We start from the raw sequence: 20,958 nt of genomic DNA, 5'->3' as shown, positions 1-20,958 counted from the left end.
TAGACAAAAGTTGACCAAAATACGAATGTTTATAACAGAGGCATGTAAAACACAGAAAACCCCGCCGCAGCGGGGTTTTCCGGGTGACATCATGCGAAGCCAGGGGCCGACGGAGTGGCCTGACCTGAGACGGTATCAGGAGGGCGTGAAGCAAGTACGCCCACCCCAGCCCTGGACATCCGACATGGTGCCGCCAACCTTCTTGCAGGCCGCGATGAAATCGGAATCGGCGCTGCAGTTGGCGAATTTTGCATGGCCGTTCTTGCAGTAATGATCCTCGGTGGCGCCGCCGCCCGGAGCGGTGATGACGCCGGGCACGGACGGCTTGACCGGCGCGGCCTTCAAGGTGGCAGCCTGTGTGGCGCCCATGAACGAGCCGAGAAGAAGGACGGCGGTCAGCATGGTGAGCTTGGTGTTGATCATGGCAATTTCCTTTTGATTTTGGGTGGGTTTTCGAGGCGCAAAAGGGACTCCCCCTGCGTGAAACAGGCTTTCGCTTTCGGTTTGCTGTTCCCCTCGGTGTGGATCGGGCAAGCTCGCCTTGCCCTGGACATAGCTGGGTCGCTGCGATGCGCTGAAAGGTTCAGCAGCACGCAAAGAAAATTTGCACCGCAGCGCGCCTCGGGCGGGCAGTCTACAGATAACTAGCTGATAAATAACGGATTATCTAGGAGGAATAACGCGCGGCGAATTCGGAAATCCGCTGCACCACCGCCTTTGGCGCGGTGATGCCCCGTGCCTGCGCCTTCTCGGCGGCTTCGGCCCGGGCACGCCCGGGCACATGCACGCCGAAGCGCCGCCGCAGCCGGTCGAGCTGGTCCTTCATGCGCTGCTCGAAATCGGGATCGAGCAGCTTGGGCTCGACGGCAAGCACGAACAGCCCGGTTCCCGGACTGTCCGGTCCGCCGGTGAACCATGGCGCATCGAGCGACCAGTTGGCGCCCGACAGCCCCGCCGCCAGCACTTCGACCATCAGCGCGATGTTGGCGCCGCGCTGGCCGCCGAAGGCAAGCATGGCGCCCTTCATGGCTGCGGCCGGATCGGTGGTCGGGTTGCCGCTCGCATCCAGCGCCCAGCCTTCGGGGATCTTTTTGCCGTCTTCCGCCGCCTTGCGGATGTTGACGAAGGCGGTGGCACTCGACGACTGGTCGATGACCAGCGGCGCGCCGTCGGCGGCAGGTGCTGCAAACGACATCGGGTTGGTGCAGTAGACCGGCTTGACCGAGCCTGAGCCGGCGAGCACCGCAGGGCCATTGGTGGCGGCGAACGACACCAGACCAAGTTCTGCCAGCCTGCCGGTGAAGTAGCCGAGCGCGCCGCATGTATAGGCGTTCTTCTGCGAGAAGATGGCGACACCGAACAGCTTTGCCGCCTTGGCGAGGTCGTCGATGGTGCGGTCGAAGCCTGTATGGGCCAGTCCGCCGCGCGCGTCGGAGAGATAGACCGCCAGCGCCGGTCTGGTGATCACCGGGTCGGCCTTGCCGTCGATGCGTCCGGCGTCAAGCGCCTCGAGATAATCGATGAAATGCGACAGCCCGACGGTCGAAAGCCCTTCCGACTCGGCGGCGATGATCGAGGCGGTGAGCGATTGCGCCGCTTCCTCATTGGCGCCGGCGCCAAGCGCCGCCATCCGGCAAAGTCCTTTTGCCTGGTCGAGACTGAGTTGCATCATGGCTGCCTCTAAGCGAGTAGGGAGTGGTGGCTAGTGAATAGAGGATGCGGCGCGCCGCTTCTACCCGCTATTCGCTGCTGGCTGCTCGCTAGCCGATCTTGTTGGGGATCCGCGCCTCGATCCTGCTGAAGGCGAAGACCAGGATGCCGGTGATCGTCATGTAGATCAGCGCCAGCAGCAGCAAGGGTTCGTAGGTCAGGTAGGTGTCCTGCCGCACCTTGGACGAAACGGCGAAGATATCGATGACGCTGATCGTTGCCACCAGCGGCGTCGACTTCAATTGCAGCACGGTTTCACCGGTCAGCGTCGGCAGCGCACGATAGAACGCTTGTGGCAGCCAGATGCGCCGAAATGTTTTCCAGCGGGTCATGCCGAAGGCGCGGGCGGCCTCGAGCTGGCCCTTGGGAACACCGGCAAAGGCGCCGCGCATCACCTCACCCTCATACCCGGCGAAAGACAAGGTCAATGCCAGCACGCCATAAGGCCAGGCTTGCCGCAGATACGGCCACATCCAGGATTCGCGGATCCACGGATATTGCGGAAACAGCGAGCCCAGGCCGTAATAGAGCAGCCACAGCTGGATCAGCAGCGGCGTGCCCCGGATCACCGTGCAGAAGACCTTGGCCGGTGCGGCGAACCAGAAGGAGCCGGTCGCTTGCGCCAGCCCGAGCGGCACGGCGAGCAGGAAGCCCAGCACGCAGGTGACGGCCAGGATCCACAGCGAGCGCCAGATGCCCAGCAATCCCATTTCATAATACTGCGGCAGCCAGTCCCACCGCATGAAAAAGGTGGCCCCCAGAACCAGCCCCAACGCCACAAGGATCAGCACGATGCGGTGCGGCTGCAACCACAGCGACGTTCGCGCGACGATATTGATGATGGCCGTTTCACCGGTCATCAGCGAGCCTCCTTGAGCGAAGGCATGCCGCGCCGCGACCAGGCCTCGATACGGCCGATGATCAGATTGGAAAACAGCGACAGCAGCAGATAGAGCACGCCGGCTGCGAAAAAGAAGGTGAAATAGGCTTTGGTGACGCCCGCGGCCTGCCGCGTTGCCAGCGCCAGTTCATAGAAGCCGACGACCGCCAGCAGCGCGGTGTCCTTGGTGGCGATCAGCCAGAGATTGGCGAGGCCCGGTATGGCGAAGGGCAGCATGGCCGGCAAGGTGATGCGCCGCAGCAGCAGGCCGGGAGACATTCCATAGGCGCGGGCGGCTTCGATCTGGCCTTGCGGAATGGCCAGGATCGCGCCGCGTATCACTTCGGTCGAATAGGCGCCCTGGACAAATCCGAGCACGGCGATGCCGGCGGCAAGGCCGCTGATGTCGACGCGCTGATAACCCATTGCCGTCAGCGCCTGGTTGATCAGGTCGGTTCCGGCATAATACAGCAGCAGGATCAGCACCAGTTCGGGCACGGCGCGCACGATGGTGGTGTAGACGGCCAGGAGATCGCGTACCACCGGCCCGCCATAGAGCTTGCCATAGGCGCCGCCGGTGCCGATCAGAAGGCCGAGGCACGTGGCGCCCAGTGCGATCTCGATCGAATGGAGCAATCCAACCAAGAGAGCTCCGCCCCAGCCCGGCGGGTAGGGCGAGAGAAGCTCGATGATGCCGGCCGCGGAGGCCGAAAGAAGTGCGTCGATCAGCGTCGTCCCCGAATTGCTGGCGTCAGCCGCTGTCAATTCTCGTCAGCGGAAAGCGTGCGTGGACAGGTTCCGGCGAAACCGCACGGCGCGATGCCGTGCGGTTGTTGCTCATGCGTGGACGACGTCAGTTCGACTGCGTCGGGCCGCCGTAAATGTCGAAATCGAAGTACTTCTTCGAGATTTCGTCATACTTGCCGTTGGCGCGGATGGCCTTAATGCCGGCGTTGATCTTGTCCTTCAGCTCGGTGTCCTCCTTGCGCACGCCGGCGCCGACGCCCGGTCCGAGCACTTCATCGTCCGGAGCCACCATGCCCTTGAGGTCGCAGCACGCCTTGCCCTGGTCCGACTTGAGGAATTCGCCAAGCGCGATGGAATCGGCCTGCACCGCGTCGAGACGGCCGGCGGCGAGATCGTTGTTGGCCTCGTCCTGGGTCTGGTATTCCTTGATCTCGGCCGCCTCGGTGAAGTGCTTCTTGGCGTAGACGGCATGCACGGTCGAGACCTGAACCCCGACGACCTTGCCCTTGAGGTCCGCGGGAGCGGGCCCGAATTTCTGGTCCTTGGGACCGATGATCGCGGTTGGCGTGTTGTAATATTTGTCGGAGAAGTCGATCGTCTTCTGGCGCTCGGCGGTGATCGACATCGAGCTGGCGATGACATCGATCTTCTTTGTCGTCAGCGCCGGGATGATGCCGTCCCAGGCAACCGGGGTGATGACGCAGTCGAGTTTCTCTTCGGCGCAGACGGCGTCGATGAAATCGATCTCCCAGCCAACCCACTTGCCCGAAGCATCAGGCGAGGTGAAGGGTGGATAGGGCTCGGCGGCGACGCCGATCTTGACCGGATCGGCCTTGGCCACGCCCATGGCGGCGACGCCCAGCAGCAGCGCTGCGGCAAATGTCTTCAGAACAGTCTTCATTTCACGACTCCCAGTTTGTTGTTGGTTCCCGGTTTTCTTCCGTCTCGGCCTGTCCTAGCCGATGTTGCGGATGAACTGTTTGAGCCTTTCGGATCTAGGCGCGCCGAAGATCTGCTCCGGCGGTCCTTCTTCCTCGACCAATCCATTGTAGAGATAGACGACATGCGTCGCGACCTCGCGGGCGAACTTCATCTCGTGGGTGACCAGCACCATGGTGCGGTCTTCGCGCGCCAGGTCGCCGATCACCTTCAGCACTTCGCCGACCAGTTCGGGATCGAGCGCCGAAGTCGGCTCGTCGAACAGCATGACGCGCGGATTGATGGCCAGCGCCCGGGCGATCGCGGCGCGCTGCTGCTGGCCGCCCGACAGATAGGCCGGATAGACGTCGCGCTTTTCGGCCAGGCCGACGCGGGCGAGCAGCTTCTCGGCCTCGCGGATCGCCACATCGCGCTGGATGCCAAGTACGTGCACGGGAACCTCGATGACGTTCTCGATCAGCGTCATGTGGCTCCACAGGTTGAAGTTCTGGAACACCATGCCGAGCTTGGAGCGGATGCGCTCGATCTGCTTGCGGTCGGCCGGAACCGTGTGGCCGTGGCTGTCGGCCCTCAGCTTGATCTCCTCGCCATTGACGCGGATGATGCCGCTGGTCGGGTTCTCCAGGCAGTTGATGCAGCGCAGCAGTGTCGATTTGCCCGAGCCCGAGCCGCCGATGATCGCGATGACCTCGCCGTCGCGGGCCGACAGCGAGACGCCCTTCAGCACATGCAGCTCACCGAACCGCTTGTGCAGGTTCTCGACATGGATGGCTTCGGCGGCGCCGTCCTGCGCCGTGTGTTTCAGTACGGGGACGGCGCTTTGCGCCATCATCCCTTCGACGCTCCGAGGAGTGGTCGAGCCCGTCGCTGCTGGATTCTTTTACCCATTACCCGTCACTGGACAGAGTTCCCGTTCTCAAGATGGACCGTTCCGCTTGCCTCCGTCAACCATGGTTTTTGGACTATTGATCACAGCTTGCCGTAGTGGTTAGTGGCGGCAACGGACGTGTCGGGAGAATTGAGTGAGCAAATCTTACGGGTCGCAGTCCATGGCCGGACCGCTGAAACGCGTGCTTATGCGGTCCGCCGCCAGCGCCATGCGTGATGCCAGGGCGCAGGAGTGGCACTACGGCCCGGGCTTCGAACCGGGAAGAGCCGCTGCCCAGCATGAGCGATTGACGCAGCTGGTTTCTGCCTCCGGCGCAGAGGTCGAATGGCTGACGGATGCCAACGACGGGCTGGCCGATTCGGTCTTCACTCATGATCCTTCGCTGATGACCGATCACGGCGCGATCATTCTTGCCATGGGCAAGGCGCTGCGCCGGACCGAGCCCGGCCTGCACGAAGCAGCCTACAAGCGCCTGGGCATTCCCATCCTCGGCCGCATCGATGATCCGGGCCAGGTGGAAGGCGGCGACTGCGTCTGGGTGGATGCGAAGACGCTGGCCGTCGGCCGTGGCGTGCGCACCAACCAGAATGGCATCCAGCAGCTCGCCAACCTGCTGTCACCAAAGGGTATTTCGGTTTTTGGCTTCGATCTGCCACTCTGGCACGGCGAAGAGGCCTGCCTGCACTTGATGTCGGTGATCAGTCCGCTCGCCGACGATCTCGCGCTGGTCTACGCGCCTCTGCTGCCCGCGGCCTTCTACCAGATGCTGAAGGGGCGCGGCATCACGTTGGTCGAGGGCGATGCAGATGAGTTCCATGCTTCCAACGGGCTCAGCCTCAATGTGCTGCCGACTGCGCCGCGCCAGGTGATCGCCGTCGCCGGCTTCCCCAGGACGGCGGCTGCCATGCAGGCGGCCGGCTGCACGGTTTCCATCTTCGAGGCGGATGCGCTGTGCATCGCTTGCGAGGGTGGCCCGACCTGCCTGACGCGACCGGTGCTGCGCCAATGACCACCATTGGGACCACGACTGGGATCACCCCTGGGAACACCATTGGGACGACTGTCGGCGAGGCGCTCATTTCGCTGCTCGAAACCCATGGCGTCGACACGGTCTTCGGCATTCCCGGCGTGCACACGGTCGAACTTTACCGGGGGCTGGCGCGCTCGAAGATCCGCCACGTCACGCCGCGCCACGAGCAGGGCGCCGGCTTCATGGCCGACGGCTACGCACGCGCCAGCGGCAGGCCGGGCGTCGCCTTCGTCATCACCGGACCGGGGCTCACCAACACCATCACCGCCATGGGACAGGCGCGTGCCGATTCGGTGCCGATGCTGGTGATCTCAGGTGTCAACGCCACGCCGACGCTCGGCAAGGGCCTGGGCCATCTGCATGAACTGCCCGACCAGCGCGGCATGATGGAGAAGGTGGCGCTGTCTTCGCTCAGGGTCACCGACGCCAGTGAATTGCCTGGCGCACTGGCGCAGGCCTTCGCACTGTTTTCATCGGCCCGGCCCGGTCCGGTGCATATCGAAATCCCGACCGACGTCATGGTCAAGCCGGCGGATGGCATCACCGCCATGCTGAGCAATGCAGCACCGCCCGCGCCGTCCGGCGCGGCAATTGCCAGCGCGGCCAAACTCATCGCCGCCGCGCGCGCTCCGTTGATCCTGGCCGGCGGCGGCGCCAAACGCGCCGAAGCGCCATTGCGGCGTCTGGCCGAACAGCTGGGCGCGCCGGTCGTCGAGACAGCCAATGCGCGCGGCCTCCTACATGCCCATCCGCTTTGCGTGCCGGCCAGTCCAAGTCTCAAGGCAGTGCGGGCGCTGATGGCGCAAGCGGATCTGGTCATTGCCGCCGGCACCGAATTCGGCCCCACCGACTATGACGGCTACAGCGATGGCGGGTTCGTCCTGCCCGCCAATCTGATCCGCATCGATATCGGCGCGGACCAATTGGCCCGCCGCCCGGCGACGGTTTCGATCCAGGCCGATTGCGCCGAGGCGCTCGAAGCGCTGCTCTTGGAAATCAGCCATGTCCCGGCAAGCGAGGGCGGACCATCACGCGCCGCCGCAGCACGAGAGGCGGCCTTTGCCGAGATCAGTCCGACGATGCAGTCGCAGGTGCGCGCCGTGGAAGTGATCCGCGACGCACTACCGGGCGCGCTCATCGTCGGCGATTCGACGCAGCCGATCTATGCCGCCAATCTCTACTACGACCATGATCGCCCCGGCGGCTGGTTCAATGCCGCCACCGGCTTCGGCGCGCTCGGCTACGGCCCGCCCGCGGCGATCGGCGCCGCCCTTGCCGTGCCCGATGCGCCGGTCGTCTGTCTCACGGGGGATGGCGGCTTCCAGTTCACGCTACCGGAACTGGGCGCAGCACTTGATGCCCAGGCACCGGTCATCTTCGTCGTCTGGAACAATCGCGGCTACCGCGAGATCGAAACCTCCATGCTCGATGTCGGCGTCGAGCCGGTCGGCGTGTCGCCGGCGCCGCCGGATTTCTGCAAGCTGGCCGAAGCCTACGGCCTTGGCGCCGAACGGCTTGCCGATATCGACGCCTTGGCGGACGCGTTGAAACGCGCCCGGGCAACCGGGCTGCCGGGCGTCATCGAAATCACTGTCGACTGAAGAGTGGCGGCGCAACGTGCTTCATGTGCCTCAGCCGGCATGGACCCGGCTGGCCGACAGGCCGACGCATGCAAAGACGCAACAACTGCCATGTCGAGATATCAGTTGAGTGATGGTGCGAAAGGCGCGACGCTCTGCGTCGGGCGGCGTAACAAGCGACACAATCAAAAAAATAACAGGAGCGGTCCAGGATGACGGAAACACTTGAAGGCAGGCACATTGTCGTGACCGGAGGCACCGGGGCGCTCGGTGGTGCGGTCGTCGGCAAACTGCTGAGTGAGGGCGCGATCTGCCATGTGCCCAATGCCCATGCCGCGGCGCCCGGGCATTTCCCCTTTGCCGAGCACGACCGTGTCAAGCTGGTGCACAATGTCGATCTCTCGGACTCCGCCAAGGTCGAGGCGTTCTACAGCCAGGTTCCAGGTCTGTGGGGCTCGATCCATCTGGCCGGCGGCTTCACCGCGGCACCGGTGGAAAAGATCGAGTCGGCATCCTTTGCCGAGATGATGGACACCAACGCACGCACCGCCTTCCTGTGCTGCCGTGCGGCAGTGCGCTCGATGCTGGCGTCTGACATCGCGGGCCGCATCGTCAATGTCACGGCGCGCGCCGGGCTCGACCCGCGGCGCGGCAGCGGCATGGTTGCCTACGCCGCCAGCAAGGCCGCGGTAGCGGCGATGACGGTGGCGATGGCCGAGGAGTTGAAAGGCAAGGGCATCCTGGTCAATGCCGTGGCGCCATCGACGCTCGATACGCCAGCAAACCGCGCCGATATGCCGGATGCCGACGTCACCAGATGGGTCAGTCTCGAAGCGGCCGCCGAAGCCATCGCCTATCTCGCCTCGCCAGCCAATCAGGCGATGAGCGGAACGCTGGTGCCGCTCTACGGCAGGGCCTGAGCAGAAACCGTCGAAACAGGGCAGGTGGCCTCCGATCCGTCGGCGTTGCGGTAGCGGTAGAGCCGCAGCGGCGAGGAAGCATCCGTCGGACACTCCTTGAGCCATGACGGCGGGTGGCCCTCCATCAGCGCTGCCGCGAATGGATAGGTGTTTTCGAGTTCAAGCGACGGCGGGCCCCTCCACCCGCAAAGGGCGACATGTGTCGCCTTGGACGCATCGAGAAACGTGCGCGGGTCGGCGGTCGAGGGATCAAGGAAGCGATAGCTCCGTTCGATCCCTTGAGCCGACGGGTGATTGGGGATTGTCACCACCTTGGGACCTTCAGCAAGAGCAAGAAAATGCGCTCCGATCAACGGTGGCGTCAGAACGACGGCGCCTGCCGGCCAACCCTGTCGCGGCTCAATGTGCCTGAGATCGCAGCTGTCGGCGAACTCGCCGGCTGGAATGGCTGCCTGCGATGGTCTTGCCGACAGCTGGTACAGCGCCATCGCCGCGGACAGAACCAGACCGGGCAGGATCAACGCGTATCTTCGCGATGCCACCGGCACGTGTGACTTCAAATAGCGCCCCAGTCCCGCATCCGGTGGCAGGAAACTCGCCAGCACGAAGGTCAGACCGATGCCGGAAAAGACCGGAAGATAGCGAAAGTAGCGGAAGTAGCCGATCGCCAGCGCCAGCGAGAGCAGCGAGAACAGCGCCAGGATGACAAGCGGCCGGCTTCGGCTCCGCGGATTGAGGCAGATGACTGCCGGGGCGAGCGCGCCGACGAACAGCAACGCCATGCTGGGAAAGCTGTCCGACAAAACGAAATCAGGGCGCCGGAACAGGCTCAGTTCCTGAGGGATCCTGTTGAGCATGTTGTCGCGTACATAGGCGTCGAGCGAAGCATAAGGGCCGGCCAGGCATTGCGGGAACAACACCACCAGCGCCGCCGCGCTGGCGGCCGCGAACACCAGCAAGATTGCCGTCCGCGTCGCCCATCCGCCGCGCCGGCCGACAAGCAAAGGCACCACGGCAAATGAAAGCCCGGCCGCTACGAGTGCCGTCACATGCGGTGTGGAATAGGTGTCGCATCTGACGTCGGAATAGGCTGAAGGCGGCACGATCGTGGCGAACAGCCCGAGCCCGCCCAGGGCCAATGCCAGCCCGAAGCCAGCGATCCTGTCGGCACCCCGTTCGCGGCCGAAGATCCAGTCAAAGGCATAGACCGCCATCACCAGCGCATAGAACGGCGCGAACTCGGCGCTGATGGCAAGCGCCAAGGCCGCCAGCAGCCCGTTGATGAAGGCAGCGAAGCGGTTCTGCGACAACATCAAGACCAGGGCCGCGAGCAGAAGCAGTATTTGCAGATTGTGGTAGTCGATCCGTCCCGGGGCGTATTCGAAAAAGCTGCGCGCGGCAAAGATCAGAGCCAGCGGCAATGCAACGGCCGGGTTGGCAAAGCCCACTGCGATCACCAGCCTATTGTAGAAATAGAGCGCCGGCGCAAGCAGCAGCAGCGGCACGGCAAAGCTTGCCAGCGTCAGCGCCGGCTCGAAGCCGGCAAACGGCATCAGCAGACGCGCGAAGGCGGCATAGGGCAGGTCCACGATCCATGGCCAATGCGAGACATAGGGCTCTGGCTGGGCAACACCGGGCAGCATCCGGTCGAAGATGTTGCCCGTTTCAAGCAAGGTGCGGACTTCATGCAGTTTGACCAGGTCGTCCACGTCGCCGTTGAGCTGGAAGCCCAGGGACCAGAGGACGGCCATCAAGATCGCCATTCCGCAAAAGCAGAACAAGGCCGGTGACCCGATGTAGAGACGCGGCAACCACGAAGAGCCCGTAGCGGGACAATCGTCGTCATTGCGCATGGAAAGCCTCTCCTCGGACCACCGGCAAATACGCGAGGAAGTTTATCTTACCGTAAAGAAAAACCCCGCCGGATCGCTCCGGCGGGGTTTGAACTGACCACCGCGCAGGGCGGTGGGGGCAGATGACTTAGCTGCCCTGCTTCTTCAGCGCGGCACCCAGTATGTCGCCCAGCGAAGCGCCGGAGTCGGTCGAGCCGTACTGGGCGACCGCTTCCTTCTCTTCGGCGATTTCCAGCGCCTTGATCGAGACCTGCAGCTTGCGGGTCTTCTTGTCGAAGGCGATGACGCGCGCGTCGACCTTCTGGCCGACGGTGAAGCGCTCGGGGCGCTGCTCGTCGCGGTCACGGCTCAGATCGGAGCGCTTGATGAAGGTCTCGATGCCGCTGTCGACCAGCCGCACTTCCAGACCGCCATCCTTGACGCCGATGACTTCGCAGGTGACGACCGCGTTCTTGCGCAGTTCGCCGCTCGTCGCTGCTTCGCCGACCGTATCCTTGGCCAGCTGCTTGATGCCGAGCGAGATGCGCTCCTTGTCGATGTCGACGTCGAGCACCTGCGCCTTGACCATGTCGCCGCGATTGTACTCTTCGATGACCTGCTCGCCCGGACGGGTCCAGTCGAGATCGGAGAGATGGACCATGCCGTCCACGTCGCCTTCGAGGCCGATGAACAGGCCGAACTCGGTCTTGTTCTTGACCTCGCCCTCGACCTGGCTGCCGACCGGATGGCTGCTGGCGAAAGCCTGCCACGGATTCTCGAGCGTCTGCTTGAGGCCGAGTGAGATACGGCGCTTGGCCGGATCGACTTCGAGCACCACCACGTCGACTTCCTGGGTCGTCGACAGGATCTTGCCAGGATGCACGTTCTTCTTCGTCCACGACATTTCCGAAACGTGGATGAGGCCTTCGATGCCCGGCTCCAGCTCGACGAACGCGCCGTAGTCGGTGATGTTGGTGACGGTACCCTTGATCTTCTTGCCGATCGGGAACTTGGTGCCGATCTCGGACCACGGATCGCTCTCGAGCTGCTTCATGCCGAGCGAGATGCGGTGGGTTTCCTGGTTGATGCGGATGATCTGCACCTTGACCGTCTGACCGATGTTGAGGATTTCGGTCGGATGGTTGACGCGGCGCCATGCCATGTCAGTGACATGCAGCAGGCCGTCGATGCCGCCGAGGTCGACGAACGCACCGTAGTCGGTGATGTTCTTGACGACGCCTTCGACAACCTGGCCTTCTTCGAGGTTCTGCACGATTTCCGAACGCTGTTCGGCGCGGCTCTCTTCGAGCACGGTGCGGCGCGACACCACGATGTTGCCGCGGCGGCGATCCATCTTGAGGATCTCGAAGGGCTGCGGGTTGTGCATCAGCGGCGAGACGTCGCGGATCGGGCGGATATCGACCTGGCTGCGCGGCAGGAAGGCCACGGCGCCGTCGAGGTCGACGGTGAAGCCGCCCTTGACCTGGTTGAAGATGACGCCTTCGACGCGCTCACCCTTGGTGAACTTCTCTTCGAGGCGGACCCAGCTCTCTTCGCGGCGGGCCTTCTCACGGCTGAGCATCGCTTCGCCAAGCGCGTTCTCGATGCGCTCGACATAGACTTCGACGGTGTCACCGACCTTGAGGGTGGTGTCCTTGCCCTTGACGCCGAATTCCTTCAGCGGCACGCGGCCTTCGACCTTGAGGCCGACGTCGATGATGGCCATGTCCTTTTCGATGGCCGTGATCGTGCCCTTGACGACCTGGCCTTCGCCGGAATGGCCTGTTGTGAATGATTCTTCGAGCAGGCTCGCGAAATCGTCGCGAGTGGGATTTGCAGCTGACATTGTTTCTCCTGGAGTGCCCCGCTTCTGTCGCGGGACGGGCGCCGTGGGTTAGCGTTGCGTTGGCCTGCCGGCGTTCCGGGCTACAAAAGCCCTGGGCCGCTCTTTAAGCGGCAATTCCGGCGCATGAAGAATGCTGGCAGGCTGGTTGATGCCCGATATGGGTATTTTCTTCGCCTCCGGCAACGGAAACACGAGGGAAAAACCCGGCTCAGGCCTTGTTTCTCGTGGCTAAGACGTCGTCGATGATCGCCATGGCCGCAAGAAACGCGGCTTCTATAGCCATTTCGCTGGTATCAAGCAAGTGCGCGTCTGCCGCCGGCTTCAAGGGCGAGTCGGCGCGGCCCATGTCGCGCTCGTCGCGGCGCACGATATCGGCGAGGATCTCGGTGAAATCGGCGGTCCCGCCGATGCTCTCGATCTCGGCCAGTCGCCGCCGCGCCCGCACCTCGGCGCTCGCCGTTACATAGAGTTTTATGTCGGCGTCGGGGCAGACGACGGTGCCGATGTCGCGGCCATCGAGCACGGCGCCCGGCGGCGTCGTGGCGAATGCGCGCTGCTTTTCGACCAGGATGCGCCGCACGGTCGGGAACACCGCGACCTTCGAGGCCGCCTCGCCAACCGCATGCGCCGACAGCACCGCCCGGTCGAGCTTGGCCAGATCGACCTGGCGTGCCGCGGTTTCGGCCGCCGAGACATTGTCGAGCGGCAGCGCGTGCTGGATCAGCGCGTAGGCCACCGCGCGATAGGTAAGGCCGGTGTCGAGCAGGTTCAGCCGGTAATGGTCGGCCAGCCGCCGGGCCAGCGTGCCTTTTCCGGCGCCGGCCGGGCCGTCGATGGCGATGGTCAGGAGCCTCGTCATATGACGTCGTGACGCAAGCGCTTTGCGCCATTGTTGATCGAACTCGGCTGCCGTGATCTCCAGAGCTTCGAATTCTTTGTCCGAATTGATCTCTTCAACATCTGGAAAACCCTCGGTGGAGTTTGTTGTGCCGCCGATTTCAAGATCATCTGAGCCATCCGTGGCTTCGCCGCGAACGGCGAAACCGACCGACCCATCGGCATAGAACTCTATTGTTCGGTTCTGAAACTTATCGTCTGCGATCTCATACCAGAGATGAGACGGCTCCTCTGCCTTCTCATGCTTCCAATGAACGTAGACGTATTTCATACAATCTCCGCGCCCAGCCCCTTCATCAGCCCCATGAATTCCGGAAAACTGGTCGCGATCATCGCCTGGTCGTCGATGGTGACAGGCTTTTCCGTCGCCAGCCCCATGACCAGAAAGCTCATGGCGATGCGGTGGTCGAGATGGGTCTGCACCGTCGTGTCCTGGCCGTTGGGATGGCGGCCAAGGCCCTTTCCGCCCGGTTTGCCGCGCACGGCAAGGGAAGCCTCGCCCTCGGTGCAGTCGACGCCGTTGATCTTCAGCCCGTTGGCGACGGCCGACAGCCGGTCGGATTCCTTCACCCGCAGCTCTTCCAGCCCCTGCATCAGCGTTTCGCCCTCGGCGAAGCTGGCGGCAACCGCAAGCACGGGATATTCGTCGATCATCGACGGTGCCCGCTCGGGCGGCACGATGACGCCTTTCAACTCGGAGTAACGCACGCGCAGGTCGGCGACATCCTCGCCGCCGGCATTGCGCGGATTGAGGATCTCGATCTTGCCGCCCATTTCCTGCAGCGTCAAAAGCAGGCCGGTGCGGGTAGGGTTCATCAGCACGTTCTCGATGACGATGTCGGAGCCCGGCACGATCAGTGCGGCCACCAGCGGGAAGCCGGCCGAGGACGGGTCGCCCGGCACCGCGATCGTCTGGCCGGTCAGTCTGCCCTGGCCTTCGATGAAGATGTGGCGCACGCCGCGCTCGTCGGTCTCGACCGACAGATTGGCGCCAAAGCCCTTCAGCATCTTTTCGGTATGGTCGCGCGTCATGACAGGTTCGATGACGGTGGTGATGCCCGGCGTGTTGAGACCGGCGAGCAGCACCGCCGATTTGACCTGCGCCGAGGCCATCGGCACGCGGTAGGTGATGGGTGCGGCGTGCTTCGGCCCATGCAACGTGATCGGCATGCGGTCGCCTGGCGTCGCCTTCAGCACCTGAACGCCCATCTGGCGCAAGGGTTCGAGCACGCGGCCCATCGGCCGGCCCGACAGCGAGGCGTCGCCGATGAAGGTCGTTTCCATGTCATAGGTACCGACCAGGCCCATGGTCAGCCGCGAGCCCGTGCCGGCATTGCCGAAGTCGAGCGGGCCTTCCGGCTGCAGCAGCGCGCCATTGCCGGTGCCGCGGATCACCCACTCGGCGCCGCGCTTCTCGATATGAGCGCCCATTGCCTTCATGGCCGCACCGGTGCGCATCACGTCCTCGCCTTCGAGCAGGCCGGTGATGCGGGTCTCGCCGGAAGCGAGGCCGCCAAACATGAAGGAGCGGTGCGAGATCGATTTGTCGCCCGGCACGCGCGCCGTGCCGGCAAGGGCTTGTGATTTGCGGGCGGTGGCCGACTTTGGGGCGGCGGCGTGAGACATGGAATTTCCCTGGACGGAATGCCGGCKGGCCGGCGCTTTTCATTTGTTGCGGCGGTCTCGTATCACGGCGGGCCGAAATGGTCATCCCCCATGGTCGTCATCGACGCGAGGCCTTTCATTGCATGGTTTTGTGACGCCGGCTTTTCGCTTTGACAGCGCTGCAAACTGTGGTTAAGGGGACCACTCTTTTATTGACGAGGCTTGCCGTGGCAAAAACCGAACTTGGCATAAAGCGCATCGACCCGGAGACGGGTCGAAAATTCTACGACCTGAACAAGGACCCGATCGTCTCGCCCTACACCGGCAAGACCTATCCGCGTTCCTATTTCGAGGAAGGCAAGATCGCCGCCCTCGAGGAGGAAGAGGAAGTGGCCGAGAAGGAAGTGGACGCCGAGGACGAAGAGGGCGTTGAAGTCGTCTCGCTCGAAGAGGCCGACGAAGACGTCAAGGCCGACGATCTGCCGGATCTCGGCGACGACGAGGACGATGTCGACCTCGGCGACGACGAGGATGACACGTTCCTTGCCGACGAAGAGGAAGAAGACGACGACGTCGCCGACATGATCGGCGTCGGCGACGACGACGACGAGGTCTGATCGGCCTTGAAAGCAGGCGTTTGCCAGCTTTCGTGGCCTGTGAAGAAAAAGCCGCTCTTGAAGGCTTGATATTGACGAAAGGCGGGGTTAGAAGCCGCCTGCACTAACGGCGCGGTCTCCAACCCACGCCGGATCTCTTCGCCGGAAACGGCGCCGGTTGACTGCCGGAAGTGGGGCCATAGCTCAGTTGGGAGAGCGCTTGAATGGCATTCAAGAGGTCGTCGGTTCGATTCCGATTGGCTCCACCAAGTTCCCTCTAGACCATTGATTTTCCTGGAAAGCCTTGATTTCAAGGCTCTATTCTACGGACGTGGTCGAAGCACTCTTTCCCGCCATTTTCGAAGCCGTTCAATCGGCTACTGAATGCGATCGATTTGGGATGAAACCTTGCCCTTTCGAGCAGGCAGACCAATTGAACAGCCGCGAGCGGGTATGGGGAGCGTTCGATTTCCTTCCCGCATGCGCTCATTTCGAGTAATGCTATGACTGGGCGCCTTCCGATCGCGCGGGGACGGTGCTGTTAGGTGGCGGCGTGACCGTGATCGGCTTTGATTGCAGCGTTTGCCATCTAGGATTGCGTGCTTCGAGGCTGGAACATGGAACACAGGCTCGCGGCGGTGCTGGCAGCCGACATGGCTGGATACTCTCGGCTCATGGAAGCCGACGAGAGGGGCACGCTTGCGCGGCTCAAAACGCACCGGATCGAACTCATTGATCCGGCAATCGCCAAGAACCAGGGCCACATCATCAAAACCACCGGTGACGGCATGCTGGTCGAGTTCCAGAGCGTGGCAGATGCCGTGCGCTGCGCGGCGGAGGTGCAGATCCGTATGCGCCGCCGCAACGCCGACGTACCGGAAGCCGGACGCATTCAGTTTCGGATCGGCATCAATCTCGGCGACATCATCTTCGATGAGGGCGACATTTATGGCGACGGCGTGAATGTCGCCGCCCGGCTGGAGCAGATGGCCGAAGTCGGCGGGGTGTGCGTCACCCAGGCCGTGTACGAACAGGTCTTCGATCGGCTCGAAATCAGGTTCGAGGACCTTGGCGAGAAGGCCCTGAAGAACATCTCTCGCCCGATACGGGTCTGGCGCGCGGTGCTGGACGATGCAGCCGATCCGCGAGTGGGGGACAGCTCGGCCCGGCACAGCGTGGTGAAGCCGTCGATCGCGGTCCTGCCTTTCGCCAATATGAGCGGCGAATCCGAACAGGAATTTTTCGTTGATGGTCTGACCGAGGACATCATCACGGAACTTTCGCGCCGGCACGAGCTGTTCGTCATCTCGCGCAACTCCACCTTCGTCTACAAAGGGCAGTCGGTTAACCTTCGTGAAATTGCCCGGAAGCTGGGCGCGCAATTCCTGGTGGAGGGCAGCGTCCGCAAATCGGGCGGGCAGCTCAGGGTGACGGCGCAGCTGATCGATACTGCCACCGATACGCACATCTGGGCCGAGCGATACGACCGCAAGCTCGACGATGTCTTCGCCATTCAGGACGAACTGACCGCAGCGATCGTGGCCACGCTGCCAGGCCGCGTCGAAGCCGCGCAGCAGGATGTCGTGGCGCGGAAAACACCCGCCAACATGGCAGCATACGAATGCGTGCTCGCGGCCAAGGTCCGCCACCATCGCAGCAGTCGAGCCGAGAATGAGGAGGCGCTGAAGCTGGTGACACGAGCGCTGGAACTCGACCCCGAATACGCGCATGCCCATGCCTGGCGGGGCTGCATCCTGGGGCAAGCTTGGGGCTACGGCTGGTGCGCCGATAAGGACGCCGCTTTCGACGAAGTCATCCGTGAGCTTGAGTTGGCGCAAGAGCTGGACAGCAACGATGCGGACGTCCAACGGATATTGGCGGCCATCAGCATCAGCCGCAACGATCTGACGAAGGCTCGGCACCACCAGGAGCGGGCACTCGCCCTCAATCCAAACTACGATCTCGTCGTGGTCCAGCACGGCGAGCTTTTGACTTGGCTCGGTCACCCCAAGGAAGGGGCCGACTGGATCCGCAAGGCGATGCGGTTGAACCCTCACCACCCCGAACGCTTCTGGAGCCATCTTGGGAAAGCTCACTTTACAGCCCACGAATATCCCGAAGCAATCGAGGCCTTCATGCATCTGTCGAAGATGGATGCCAACCAACACGCCTTTGTCGCGGCGGCCTATCACTGGCTGGGCGATCGGACCGCTGCGTCCGCTCACCTCGCTCAGATAGACAAGGTCGATCCGGAATTTACGATTGATGCGTTGGTCTCTACCCTGCACTACGAGAACGAGGCGGATCTTCATCACCTGGTTGATGGACTGAAGTCACCCGACGCGGCGCAGGTGAAAGCATAGTCATCACCACTCGGCGAAGGAGCCGTCCTTGTGGCGCCAGATTGGGTTGCGCCAGCGGTGGCCTTCCTTGGCGCGCTCCTTGACGTAGTCCTCGTCGATCTCGACGCCGAGGCCCGGGCCGTCGGGAATGGCGACATAACCATCCTGGTAGCGGAAGACATCCTTGTTGGCGGCGTAGTCTAGCAGGTCGTTGGCGGCGTTGTAGTGGATGCCGAGGCTCTGCTCCTGGATGAAGCAGTTGTAGCTGACCGCGTCGAGCTGCAGGCAGGCGGCAAGCGCGATCGGCCCGAGCGGGCAGTGCGGCGCCACCGCGACGTCATAGGCCTCGGCCATGGCCGCGATCTTGCGGCATTCGGTGATGCCGCCGGCATGTGACAGATCGGGCTGGATGATGTCGACGACGCCTTGCTCGAACACCGACTTGAAGTCCCAGCGGCTGTAGAGCCGCTCACCCAAAGCAATCGGCGTCGAGCCAAGGGCGGCGATTTCCTTCAGCGCCTCGCGGTTTTCGCTCAGCACCGGCTCCTCGATGAACATCAGCCTGTAGGGCTCGAGCTCCTTGACCAGGATGCGCGCCATCGGCCGGTGCACGCGGCCGTGGAAATCGACCGCGATGCCGATGTTGGGGCCGACGGCCTCGCGCACCATGGCGACCCGCTCGACCGCGGCATCTATCCTGTCATGGCTATCGACGATCTGCAGTTCCTCGGTGCCGTTCATCTTGAGCGCCAGGAAGCCGCGCGCCACCACTTCCCGAGCGCCGGCGGCGACCTCGGCCGGACGGTCGCCGCCGATCCAGGAATAGACCTTGATACTGTCACGCAACTTGCCGCCGAGCAGTTCATGCACGGGCACGCCGAGCGCCTTGCCCTTGATGTCCCACAGCGCCTGGTCGATACCCGCAATAGCGCTCATTAGGATCGGTCCGCCACGGTAGAAGCCGCCGCGATGCATCACCGTCCAGTGGTCCTCGATCAGGCGCGGATCCTTGCCGATGAGATAATCGCCAAGCTCCTTGACCGCCGCCTCGACGGTCAGCGCCCGGCCTTCGACGACCGGCTCGCCCCAGCCGGTGACACCGGCATCGGTCTCGATCTTCAGGAACAGCCAGCGCGGCGGAACGATGTAGGTGGTGAGCGAGATGATTTTCATGCGCTGTCTCAGTTGTTCTTGAGTTTCTTGGCGCTGACGAGGTCGCGCGCCGCAAGGTCGAGGATCTTGTTTGCCGCCCCACGCGCCGCCTCGGCGTCGCGCATGCGCAGCGCCTCGACCACCTCGCGGTGCGCCGCCACCGCTTCCAGGCGCCGCTCGAGCGAAATCGTCGCCGTCGCCTCCAGCGAGAATTTCAGCCCCGTGTCGATCAGATTGCCGATCTGGCGAAAGATCGGGTTGTGGCTCGCGGCATAGACGATTTGGTGGAAAGCGATGTCGGAGCGCGAGAAAGCGGCGCGATCCTCGCCGGCGCTCGCCATGCCGCGCCAGGCCGCTTCGAGATCGGCGATCTCCTGCAGTGTCGCGCGCGTCGCGGCAAGCTCGGCGACCAGCGGTTCGATGGCTCGCCGTGTCTCCAGGATGGCGTCGAAGAGCTTGTCGTCCAGTGCGTGCGGTGCGTGCCAGGCCAACACCTGCGGGTCGATGATGTTCCAGTCGTCCTCGTTGCAGACGATGGTGCCGACGCGCGGCCGCGACAACACCAGCCCCTTGGCGGCCAGCACCTTCAGCGCCTCGCGGATGACGGTGCGGCTCACGCCGTACTCGACGCCAAGTTCGTTTTCGGTCGGCAAGGAGGACCCGGCCGGGTAGCGGCCGGAAAAGATGTCCGAGGCCATCGCCTTGGTCACGTCGGGCATGACGCGCGGGCGACGGGTGGTAGCCCCCTCCGGGGCTTTCTTCGAAATTTCGGTCACCTTAGCCCTCCCTCCAAGGCGGCGAACCTGCGAGTTCGCGCAACCGGCCCGGCATTAGCGGATGCAAACGAGTTGCGCCAGCGATCGTTGGTCAGAGCATGTACATTAATTATCATACCAGATCAATTGACGAGTATGATAAAAGCGAATAGAAACGCCGACACCCGGGCTGAGCGCCCGGCCTATCGCTGGGAGGTAATCATGCGACTTTTGAAGACCGCGCTCGTCGCGGGCGCGCTTGCCGTGTTGTCCGTCACGACGATCGCTTCTGCCTATGCTCAGGACACCAAGATCGGTTTCATCGTCAAGCAGCCCGAGGAACCGTGGTTCCAGGACGAATGGAAGTTCGCCGACCAGGCAGCCAAGGAAAAGGGCTTCACCCTCGTCAAGATCGGCGCCGAGGACGGTGAGAAACTGATGTCGGCGATCGACAATCTCGGTGCCCAGGGCGCTCAGGGCTTCATCGTCTGCACGCCGGACGTGAAGCTCGGACCTGGCATCGTCGCCAAGGCCGCCGCCAACAATCTCAAGCTGATGACCGTCGACGACCGTCTGGTCGGTGCCGACGGCAAGGCACTGGAAGACGTGCCGCACATGGGCATCTCGGCCACCAAGATCGGCGAGGCCGTCGGCCAGGCGATCGTCGATGAAATGAAGGCGCGTGGCTGGAAGGCCGACGAGGTTGGCGCCATCCGCGTCTCCTATGATCAACTGCCGACGGCGGTCGATCGTGTCGAAGGCGCCATCTCGGTGCTGAAGGCGAACGGCTTCAAGGCCGAGAACATCTTCGACGCGCCGCAGGCCAAGACCGACACGGAAGCCGCGCTGAACGCCGCGACGGTCGTGCTCAATGCGCATGCCGACATCAAGAAATGGATCTCCTTCGGCCTCAACGACGAAGCCGTGCTGGGCGCCGTGCGCGCCTCAGAAAGCGTCGGCATCCCGGCGGATGGCATGATCGGCGTCGGCATCGGCGGCGCGGATTCGGCGATCAACGAGTTCAAGAAGCCGGCCGCCACCGGCTTTGTCGGCACCGTGATCATCTCGCCGAAGCGCCATGGCTATGAGACGGCGCTCAACATGTATGACTGGGTTGCCAACAACAAGGAACCGGAGAAGCTGATCCTGACCTCCGGCGCGCTGGCCAAGCGCGACGACTATCAGAAGGTCCGCCAGGGCCTCGGCATCGAGTAATCCTCCCTGTACAAACAGGCGGC

At 63.3% G+C, this 20,958-nt stretch carries 18 protein-coding genes, 1 tRNA gene and 1 pseudogene; 7 read left to right on the top strand and 13 right to left on the bottom strand.

The genetic code is table 11. The features are described from left to right. Nucleotides 1-135: 135 nt before the first annotated feature. From AC1DZP_RS11300 to AC1DZP_RS11275, 6 genes are all read right to left on the bottom strand, one after another. Complete coding sequence (locus tag AC1DZP_RS11300) at nucleotides 136-423, bottom strand: hypothetical protein (protein WP_477302345.1); 288 nt, start codon at nucleotides 421-423, stop codon at nucleotides 136-138. A gap of 244 nt (nucleotides 424-667) precedes the next feature. Then, nucleotides 668-1,669, bottom strand: a complete 1,002-nt coding sequence (locus AC1DZP_RS11295) for an Ldh family oxidoreductase (RefSeq protein WP_477302931.1) — start codon at nucleotides 1,667-1,669, stop codon at nucleotides 668-670. Between the two features lie 91 nt (nucleotides 1,670-1,760). Next, the gene (locus AC1DZP_RS11290; RefSeq protein WP_095082939.1) at nucleotides 1,761-2,570 is read right to left on the bottom strand and encodes an ABC transporter permease; all 810 of its coding nucleotides are present in this window, start codon (nucleotides 2,568-2,570) and stop codon (nucleotides 1,761-1,763) included. Then, complete coding sequence (locus AC1DZP_RS11285) at nucleotides 2,570-3,283, bottom strand: ABC transporter permease (RefSeq protein WP_206073704.1); 714 nt, start codon at nucleotides 3,281-3,283, stop codon at nucleotides 2,570-2,572. The genes AC1DZP_RS11290 and AC1DZP_RS11285 overlap by 1 nt, the downstream gene beginning before the upstream one ends. A 160-nt stretch (nucleotides 3,284-3,443) precedes the next feature. Then, entirely contained in the window at nucleotides 3,444-4,238 is a 795-nt protein-coding gene (locus AC1DZP_RS11280; protein ID WP_095082937.1) for a transporter substrate-binding domain-containing protein, read from the bottom strand. 54 nt (nucleotides 4,239-4,292) lie between these two features. After that, the gene (locus AC1DZP_RS11275) at nucleotides 4,293-5,105 is read right to left on the bottom strand and encodes an ABC transporter ATP-binding protein (RefSeq protein ID WP_477302929.1); all 813 of its coding nucleotides are present in this window, start codon (nucleotides 5,103-5,105) and stop codon (nucleotides 4,293-4,295) included. 220 nt (nucleotides 5,106-5,325) lie between these two features. On the opposite strand from AC1DZP_RS11275, the gene AC1DZP_RS11270 reads away from it, so the two are divergent. The 3 genes from AC1DZP_RS11270 to AC1DZP_RS11260 all read left to right on the top strand — a co-directional run bounded on the left by AC1DZP_RS11270 (nucleotide 5,326) and on the right by AC1DZP_RS11260 (nucleotide 8,695). Continuing rightward, nucleotides 5,326-6,174, top strand: a complete 849-nt coding sequence (locus AC1DZP_RS11270; RefSeq protein WP_477302927.1) for a dimethylarginine dimethylaminohydrolase family protein — start codon at nucleotides 5,326-5,328, stop codon at nucleotides 6,172-6,174. Next, on the top strand, nucleotides 6,171-7,796 hold the full coding sequence (locus AC1DZP_RS11265; protein ID WP_477302343.1) for a 5-guanidino-2-oxopentanoate decarboxylase: 1,626 nt from the start codon (nucleotides 6,171-6,173) through the stop codon (nucleotides 7,794-7,796). Before AC1DZP_RS11270 ends, AC1DZP_RS11265 begins: the two co-directional genes overlap by 4 nt. 191 nt (nucleotides 7,797-7,987) lie before the next feature. Beyond that, the gene (locus AC1DZP_RS11260; protein ID WP_095082930.1) at nucleotides 7,988-8,695 is read left to right on the top strand and encodes an SDR family NAD(P)-dependent oxidoreductase; all 708 of its coding nucleotides are present in this window, start codon (nucleotides 7,988-7,990) and stop codon (nucleotides 8,693-8,695) included. Here the strand turns inward: AC1DZP_RS11260 and AC1DZP_RS11255 are convergent. The 5 genes and pseudogenes from AC1DZP_RS11255 to aroA form a co-directional block, all read right to left on the bottom strand. Beyond that, complete coding sequence (locus tag AC1DZP_RS11255) at nucleotides 8,680-10,446, bottom strand: hypothetical protein (protein WP_477302341.1); 1,767 nt, start codon at nucleotides 10,444-10,446, stop codon at nucleotides 8,680-8,682. The two genes, AC1DZP_RS11260 and AC1DZP_RS11255, sit on opposite strands and share 16 nt — an antisense overlap. Nucleotides 10,447-10,675: 229 nt before the next feature. After that, entirely contained in the window at nucleotides 10,676-12,373 is a 1,698-nt protein-coding gene (rpsA, locus tag AC1DZP_RS11250) for a 30S ribosomal protein S1 (protein WP_013528183.1), read from the bottom strand. 208 nt (nucleotides 12,374-12,581) lie between these two features. Further along, nucleotides 12,582-13,232: a (d)CMP kinase gene (gene cmk / locus AC1DZP_RS11245; protein ID WP_477302924.1), complete on the bottom strand. Its 651-nt coding sequence runs from the start codon at nucleotides 13,230-13,232 to the stop codon at nucleotides 12,582-12,584. A 30-nt stretch (nucleotides 13,233-13,262) separates the two neighbouring features. Next, nucleotides 13,263-13,541: pseudogene (locus AC1DZP_RS11240) on the bottom strand (DUF6881 domain-containing protein); the annotation flags it as partial. Beyond that, a complete protein-coding gene (gene aroA, locus AC1DZP_RS11235) occupies nucleotides 13,538-14,896 on the bottom strand; it encodes a 3-phosphoshikimate 1-carboxyvinyltransferase (RefSeq protein ID WP_477302339.1) in 1,359 nt (452 codons plus the stop codon). The pseudogene AC1DZP_RS11240 and the gene aroA, both read right to left, overlap by 4 nt. Nucleotides 14,897-15,102: 206 nt before the next feature. Between aroA and AC1DZP_RS11230 the strand changes: the two genes are divergently transcribed. The 3 genes from AC1DZP_RS11230 to AC1DZP_RS11220 all read left to right on the top strand — a co-directional run bounded on the left by AC1DZP_RS11230 (nucleotide 15,103) and on the right by AC1DZP_RS11220 (nucleotide 17,834). Then, complete coding sequence (locus AC1DZP_RS11230; RefSeq protein ID WP_457150112.1) at nucleotides 15,103-15,492, top strand: TIGR02300 family protein; 390 nt, start codon at nucleotides 15,103-15,105, stop codon at nucleotides 15,490-15,492. Between the two features lie 172 nt (nucleotides 15,493-15,664). Next, nucleotides 15,665-15,740: transfer RNA gene (locus AC1DZP_RS11225), tRNA-Ala, on the top strand. Between the two features lie 348 nt (nucleotides 15,741-16,088). Next, the gene (locus tag AC1DZP_RS11220) at nucleotides 16,089-17,834 is read left to right on the top strand and encodes an adenylate/guanylate cyclase domain-containing protein (protein ID WP_477302338.1); all 1,746 of its coding nucleotides are present in this window, start codon (nucleotides 16,089-16,091) and stop codon (nucleotides 17,832-17,834) included. A 3-nt stretch (nucleotides 17,835-17,837) separates the two neighbouring features. Here AC1DZP_RS11220 and dgoD read toward each other — a convergent pair whose 3' ends face one another. After that, nucleotides 17,838-18,986 carry a galactonate dehydratase gene (dgoD, locus tag AC1DZP_RS11215; protein WP_477302336.1) on the bottom strand — a complete coding sequence of 383 codons (1,149 nt, stop codon included), beginning with the start codon at nucleotides 18,984-18,986 and terminating at the stop codon, nucleotides 17,838-17,840. Nucleotides 18,987-18,994: 8 nt separating this feature from the next. Then, complete coding sequence (locus AC1DZP_RS11210; RefSeq protein WP_477282216.1) at nucleotides 18,995-19,684, bottom strand: FadR/GntR family transcriptional regulator; 690 nt, start codon at nucleotides 19,682-19,684, stop codon at nucleotides 18,995-18,997. A gap of 258 nt (nucleotides 19,685-19,942) precedes the next feature. On the opposite strand from AC1DZP_RS11210, the gene AC1DZP_RS11205 reads away from it, so the two are divergent. Continuing rightward, entirely contained in the window at nucleotides 19,943-20,935 is a 993-nt protein-coding gene (locus tag AC1DZP_RS11205) for an arabinose ABC transporter substrate-binding protein (RefSeq protein WP_477225176.1), read from the top strand. The last annotated feature ends 23 nt before the right edge of the window (nucleotides 20,936-20,958 follow it).

The organism is Mesorhizobium sp. P2_F8 (assembly GCF_056403655.1).
This window is presented reverse-complemented; position numbering and strand designations above follow the sequence as displayed.

What these genes read in the sequence shown, in the direction of transcription:
- AC1DZP_RS11260 (WP_095082930.1), top strand. Translation starts at nt 7,988, where the DNA reads ATGACGGAAACACTTGAAGGCAGGCACATTGTCGTGACCGGAGGCACC.
- AC1DZP_RS11265 (WP_477302343.1), top strand. Translation starts at nt 6,171, where the DNA reads ATGACCACCATTGGGACCACGACTGGGATCACCCCTGGGAACACCATT.
- AC1DZP_RS11275 (WP_477302929.1), bottom strand. Translation starts at nt 5,105, where the DNA reads ATGGCGCAAAGCGCCGTCCCCGTACTGAAACACACGGCGCAGGACGGC.
- rpsA (WP_013528183.1), bottom strand. Translation starts at nt 12,373, where the DNA reads ATGTCAGCTGCAAATCCCACTCGCGACGATTTCGCGAGCCTGCTCGAA.
- cmk (WP_477302924.1), bottom strand. Translation starts at nt 13,232, where the DNA reads ATGACGAGGCTCCTGACCATCGCCATCGACGGCCCGGCCGGCGCCGGA.
- AC1DZP_RS11270 (WP_477302927.1), top strand. Translation starts at nt 5,326, where the DNA reads ATGGCCGGACCGCTGAAACGCGTGCTTATGCGGTCCGCCGCCAGCGCC.
- AC1DZP_RS11280 (WP_095082937.1), bottom strand. Translation starts at nt 4,238, where the DNA reads ATGAAGACTGTTCTGAAGACATTTGCCGCAGCGCTGCTGCTGGGCGTC.
- AC1DZP_RS11205 (WP_477225176.1), top strand. Translation starts at nt 19,943, where the DNA reads ATGCGACTTTTGAAGACCGCGCTCGTCGCGGGCGCGCTTGCCGTGTTG.
- AC1DZP_RS11290 (WP_095082939.1), bottom strand. Translation starts at nt 2,570, where the DNA reads ATGACCGGTGAAACGGCCATCATCAATATCGTCGCGCGAACGTCGCTG.
- AC1DZP_RS11255 (WP_477302341.1), bottom strand. Translation starts at nt 10,446, where the DNA reads ATGGCCGTCCTCTGGTCCCTGGGCTTCCAGCTCAACGGCGACGTGGAC.
- AC1DZP_RS11210 (WP_477282216.1), bottom strand. Translation starts at nt 19,684, where the DNA reads ATGCCCGACGTGACCAAGGCGATGGCCTCGGACATCTTTTCCGGCCGC.
- AC1DZP_RS11220 (WP_477302338.1), top strand. Translation starts at nt 16,089, where the DNA reads ATGGAACACAGGCTCGCGGCGGTGCTGGCAGCCGACATGGCTGGATAC.
- AC1DZP_RS11300 (WP_477302345.1), bottom strand. Translation starts at nt 423, where the DNA reads ATGATCAACACCAAGCTCACCATGCTGACCGCCGTCCTTCTTCTCGGC.
- AC1DZP_RS11295 (WP_477302931.1), bottom strand. Translation starts at nt 1,669, where the DNA reads ATGCAACTCAGTCTCGACCAGGCAAAAGGACTTTGCCGGATGGCGGCG.
- dgoD (WP_477302336.1), bottom strand. Translation starts at nt 18,986, where the DNA reads ATGAAAATCATCTCGCTCACCACCTACATCGTTCCGCCGCGCTGGCTG.
- aroA (WP_477302339.1), bottom strand. Translation starts at nt 14,896, where the DNA reads ATGTCTCACGCCGCCGCCCCAAAGTCGGCCACCGCCCGCAAATCACAA.